General features: G+C 68.9%; 5 protein-coding genes and 1 pseudogene. 2 read left to right on the top strand and 4 right to left on the bottom strand.

The window, feature by feature from the left end; all coding sequences use genetic code 11:
• Window positions 1-381, top strand: a 381-nt coding sequence (locus G6021_RS06180; protein WP_206682644.1) for a DUF2339 domain-containing protein, incomplete at its 5' end; no start/stop codon positions are given.
• On the opposite strand, the gene G6021_RS06175 is transcribed toward G6021_RS06180, so the two are convergent.
• Entirely contained in the window at window positions 336-791 is a 456-nt protein-coding gene (locus G6021_RS06175; protein WP_042330231.1) for a hypothetical protein, read from the bottom strand. The genes G6021_RS06180 and G6021_RS06175 overlap by 46 nt on opposite strands.
• 182 nt (window positions 792-973) lie before the next feature.
• Between G6021_RS06175 and G6021_RS06170 the strand changes: the two genes are divergently transcribed.
• Window positions 974-3,418: a glycoside hydrolase family 65 protein gene (locus tag G6021_RS06170; protein WP_179524305.1), complete on the top strand. Its 2,445-nt coding sequence runs from the start codon at window positions 974-976 to the stop codon at window positions 3,416-3,418.
• Window positions 3,419-3,425: 7 nt separating this feature from the next.
• On the opposite strand, the gene G6021_RS06165 is transcribed toward G6021_RS06170, so the two are convergent.
• From G6021_RS06165 to G6021_RS06155, 3 genes and pseudogenes are all read right to left on the bottom strand, one after another.
• Window positions 3,426-4,016 carry a PGPGW domain-containing protein gene (locus G6021_RS06165; protein WP_179524306.1) on the bottom strand — a complete coding sequence of 197 codons (591 nt, stop codon included), beginning with the start codon at window positions 4,014-4,016 and terminating at the stop codon, window positions 3,426-3,428.
• Window positions 4,017-4,073: 57 nt separating this feature from the next.
• The gene (locus G6021_RS06160; RefSeq protein WP_017838261.1) at window positions 4,074-4,796 is read right to left on the bottom strand and encodes a VIT family protein; all 723 of its coding nucleotides are present in this window, start codon (window positions 4,794-4,796) and stop codon (window positions 4,074-4,076) included.
• Between the two features lie 81 nt (window positions 4,797-4,877).
• A pseudogene (locus G6021_RS06155) lies at window positions 4,878-5,131 on the bottom strand (hypothetical protein); the annotation flags it as partial.

Here is a 5,131-nt window from a genome sequence, read left to right as displayed (position 1 = left end):
TTGGTGGTCACCGTGCTGTGGATCAGCTGCGCGGCCTGGTTGATCCTCACGCCGAGTCCCCGGCTCTCGGACGCCCGCAGGATGGGTTTCGTCCTGGGGTCGCTCGCGCTCGCCAAGTTGTTGTTCCTCGACCTTGCCACGCTGCCCGGCCTGTTCCGGGTGCTGTCCTTCATCGCGGTGGGCGCGGTGATGTTGGCCGTGGCCGTCCGCTACCGGGGCGGCACGGACGGCGGGGGCACGCAGGGCGGCGGCACTCGGGGCGGCGGCACGGACGTCGGGGGCGTCCAGGGCGGCGGTACGGGGGAGAACGGTACGGACGGCCGCGGTGGGCCCTACTACCGCAGGGACACCGAGCCGTCCGGGAGCGGATCCCCCACGTAGACGCGGAAGGCGCGCGGTTCCGCGCCGGACATCAGGACCTCGACCTCGGGGTGGTCGACCTCGTCCGGATCGTCCGAGGGCAGGCTCCAGACCACTTCTCCGGAGTCGGTGAGTTCCTTGAGCGCGAGGCGCGTGGCGCGCACCCACGTCACGTGCCGGAGTGCCGGCTCGTCGCGGAGCTCGTCCTCGGCCATGCCCTCCCGGAGGTCGACCATGAGACGTTCCCCGTCGGGAGCCTCGTACGCGGTGCACACGTGGTCGACGAGGACGGACAGTGGCCATGACGGACCGGAGCCGAGCAGATCGACGATGATCATGCGCGCATCGCCGACCTGGCAGGCCGTCGGTGTGGTGAGGACGTGGAGCCTGTCGGCCACGTCCTCCGTGATCTCGATGAACTGAACGGTCATGGTGAACCCCTGTTCCGGCGCGACGGTCGACGGCGGGCCCCGAGGCGCGGCCCGGGCCGTCCCGACTGTGACGTAGATCATACAATACGTCGGTGGCCGACGAGTCTCGGCCAGATGACGATCCCGGAAACAAGCACGTGGGATCCCGTCGGAACCGCAGGTCAGTCGATAGGGTCGACCGCGTGACCACTCTGCAGACCGGGCCCTCGAACGACACCACCGCTGGGCGGTCCGACGCCTTCACGCTGTCCTACTCCGGGTTCGATCCCGGCGAGGAGGGGCTGCGCGAGACCCTCACGTCGACGGGCAACGGCTACCTCTGCACGCGGGGCGCGGCCGAATGGGAGGACGCCGACGGGGTCCACTACCCCGGGACGTACGTCCACGGCCTGTACAACCGCGCGACCACCATGCTCGGCGGCGTCCCGGTGCACAACGAGGACCTGGTCAACCTGCCCAACTGGTTGCCGCTCAAGCTCAGGATCGGCGGGGCGGAGGTGCTCCGGCTCGCAGAAGTGGAGATCCTCGAGTACAGCCACCGAGTGGATCTGCGCTCGGCGCTGATGACCCGCCAGATCCGCTTCCGCGACCGGGAGGGGCGGGAGACCGAGTTGGTGAGCCGGCGCTTCGCGTCGATGGCCAGCATGCACCACGCCTACATGGAGTGGACGATCACGCCGCTGAACTGGTCCGGCCAGGCTGAGGTCGTGAGCGCGCTCGACGGACGCGTCACCAACGACGGCGTACCGCGATACCGGCAACTCGAGAGCGACCACCTCCGGCCGGGCAGCACGGTGTTCCCGCACCCCGAGGTGATGGCGCTGAAGGTGCGCACCCGGCAGTCCGAGGTGAACATCGGTGTCGCGGCACGGACCCTCGTCTCGACCGGCGGTCGGAAACGAGACGTGCCCCGCTCCGACTTCCGGATGGCGGACTACATCCAGCAGACCCTCCACGTGGAGCTGGAGCGCGACGTCCCCACCACGATCGAGAAGTCGGTGGCGCTGTTCACCTCGCGTGACCCGGCCACGGGGGACACGCTCCTGCGCGCCTCCCGGTCGGCCGCCCGGTCGCGCCCGTTCGGTGCGGCGTACGCGCACCACCGCGAGTCCTGGGAGCGGTTGTGGCAGGCGTGCGACCTCCACGTGTTCGGCGACGACGAGGCCCAGCACCTGCTGCGGGTGCACATCAGTCACATCCTGCAGACGTGCTCGCACAACACCGCCGACCTCGACGCCGGCGTGCCCGCCCGCGGGATCAACGGCGAGGCCTACCGGGGCCACGTGTTCTGGGACGAGTTGTTCGTCTTCCCGTTCCTGACCTTCCGGCTCCCGGCCGTCACCCGCAGCCTGCTCATGTACCGCTACCGGAGACAGTCCGAGGCGCGGGTGGCGGCGGCGACGGCCGGGTACGAGGGGTTCATGTTCCCGTGGCAGAGCGGATCGCTCGGCACGGAGCAGACCCAGGAACTCCACCTCAACCCGATGTCGGGGCGGTGGGACATCGACCTGTCGCACAACCAGCGCCACGTCAGCGCGGCGATCTTCTACAACGTCTGGCAGTACATCACCCTCACCGAGGACACGATGTTCCTCGAGTTCCGGGGTGCGGAGATGATGCTCGGCATCGCGCGGTTCTGGTCGTCCATCGCGCACTACTCACCGGAGCGGCAGCGCTACGAGATCCACGGCGTGATGGGGCCCGACGAGTACCACGAGAAGTACCCGGGCGCGTCCGAGGGCGGGCTGCGCAACAACGCCTACACCAACGTCTTCGTGGCGTGGATCTGCGACATCGCCGCCCACCTGCTCGACCTGCTGCCGGCGCCCCAGGCCGGCGCCGTCCGCGCCCGGCTCGAACTGCGTGACGACGAGATCGAGCGGTGGAAGGACATGAGCCGCAAGATGTTCGTGCCGTTCCACGACGGGATCATCAGCCAGTTCGAGGGGTACGAGGACCTCGACGAGCTGGACTGGAACTCCTACCGTGCCAAATACGGCAACATCCAGCGGCTCGACCGGATCCTCAAGGCCGAGGGCGACACCCCGGACCGGTACAAACTGGCCAAACAGGCCGACGCCGTGATGCTGTTCTTCCTGTTCAGCGACGACGAACTGCGGCGGGTCTTCACCAGACTCGGCTATGGGTTCGCGGACGATGCCGCACAGCGCACCATCGACTACTACGACCAGCGCACGTCACACGGGTCGACCCTGTCCTACATCACGCATGCCGGGGTCCTCGCCCGCTTCGACCCGGACAGTTCCTGGGATCGTTTCAAGGTGGCGCTGGGCAGCGACGTCAACGACATCCAGGGAGGAACGACCCGCGAGGGTATCCACATGGGTGTCATGTCCGGGACGGTCGACCTGATCCAGCGGTTCTACGCGGGGATGCGGGTGGAGAACGGGATGCTGCAGATCCACCCCAACCTGCCCCGGGATATCGACGGGGTCTCTTTCAACATGACCTACCTGCGGTCCCCGCTCACGGTGACGGTGATGCAGGACAGCGTCACGGTGCATCACAGAGACGGTGTGATCGACTCGACCCCGGTCCACGTGTGCGTGGCCGGACAGGAGCGCATGGTCGCGGTGGGTGGCGAGGAGACGTTCAGCCTGACGTGACGCCCGATCAGTCCGACGCGACGCCCGGCCCGGTGGGAGACGCGGCCGGGTGCGGCCTCCGGCCCGATGTGACGTCGTGCCGCGCCCGTCGCCGTTCCTCTCTCTCCCGGTGGCGGGCGGCGTGGCGTTCCCTCTCGCGCTCGGTCTCCACCTCGTGGTCGTACGGGTTCCCCCGGAATCGACGGATCGAGTAGACGATGAGGACGAGGCCGATCAGGCCGGAGCCGATCAGGCTTCCGCCGGTGCCCCACCCGCCGATGAACCACCAGGCTGGATCGAGGGGCCACCACTGTGGTGCCGGGGGGTGCTGGCCCCAGTAGATCCCGAGTCCGACCAGCCACGCCACGCCGAGCACCGACGCGGTGATCCTCGGCCAGGTCTGCACCCCTCGGGACGCGCCCTCGAGGGCCACGCGCTTGACGGGGTCGACCCGCTTCTCGAACCACTCGTACTGCTGGGAGAGCACGACCATGCCCGCGAAGAGAGTGAGCAGCCCGGGGCCGGGGAGGAACAGAGCGGCGATACCCAGCACGACGAGCGTCCACCCGAGTGTCTCGAGTGCGAGGCGCTTGGCCGCGACGTAACCGAGTCTTCTCACCAGACCATGGTGGCAGAGATCGGCTCACCGGTGCAGTAGCGAGCAACCCGTCCCCGGTCAGGCGACGGCGGTTCCCAGGATCGAGCCGATCCCGTAGGTCGCTGCCATGGCCGCGAGACCACCGAGGAGTAGCCGGCGCACGGCCTTGCCCCGATCCGCGTCTCCCAGACGCGCGGAGACGTATCCCGCGAGCGCCAGACCGACCATGGTGAGCACCGCGATCGTGGGCACTCTCAGGCTGGCGGGGGCGAGGATGGCGAGCAGAGGGATGATCGCCCCGAGGGTGAAGGCGATCGCGGAGGAGACGGCTGCGTGCATCGGGTTGGTCAGTGCCTCCTGATCGATGCCCAGTTCGGCGTCGAGGTGGGCGGAGAGTGGATCGACGGCGTGGAGTTCGGTGGCGACCAGCCGGGCGGTGTCCACACTGAGCCCCTTGGCGGTGTAGAGCCCGACGAGTTCTTCGAACTCGGCCTCGGGCTCGCGGTCGAGTTCGCCGATCTCCTTGGAGATGAGCGCACGTTCCGTATCCCGCTGGGTGCTCACCGACACGTATTCGCCGACGGCCATCGAGAACGCGCCGGCGGACAAGCCGGCGATCCCCGCGACCATCAGGGCGGATCGGTCGGTGGTGGCCGCAGCGACGCCCATCACGAGCCCGGCGGTCGAGAGCAGGCCGTCGTTCGCCCCGAGGACGGCGGCACGAAGCCAGTTGAGTCTGTCGCCGACCGAGGCGTCGTGCGGTTCGACGGCGTCGTGGCGGGTGGAGCGAGGGGTGTCCATGTGTCCACGCTAGGAGTCGGCGCGCGGAGTCACAAGCGTCGAAAGCCTATCCTTACCAGCACTTCTTGCTCCTCGACGCGCTCAGGCCGGGACCGGGGAACCGAACGCCCGGGCCGCTCGGACGCCCGCCTCGAGGTCGACCTCGGGCCAGCCGTCGGGGGAGTGGAGGACGGCCGCCAGGTCCCGGGCGGACAACCGCGCACCGGCCGACAGGAGCGCGTCGACCGCTCCGGTCGCGGGGGCGTCGAGGAGGGTGTCGTCGGCCAGCTCGTCGACGATGTCCCGCACGGCCGTCGCGGTCACCGGGTAGATCTCCGGGTCGAAGCCGTCGTCGA

The sequence above is a fragment of the Dietzia sp. CW19 genome, assembly GCF_014145265.1.
GTDB classification, from domain to species: Bacteria; Actinomycetota; Actinomycetes; order Mycobacteriales; family Mycobacteriaceae; genus Dietzia; species Dietzia natronolimnaea.
Note: the sequence above shows the minus strand (reverse complement) of the source record. Positions and strands in the feature narration are given on the sequence as shown.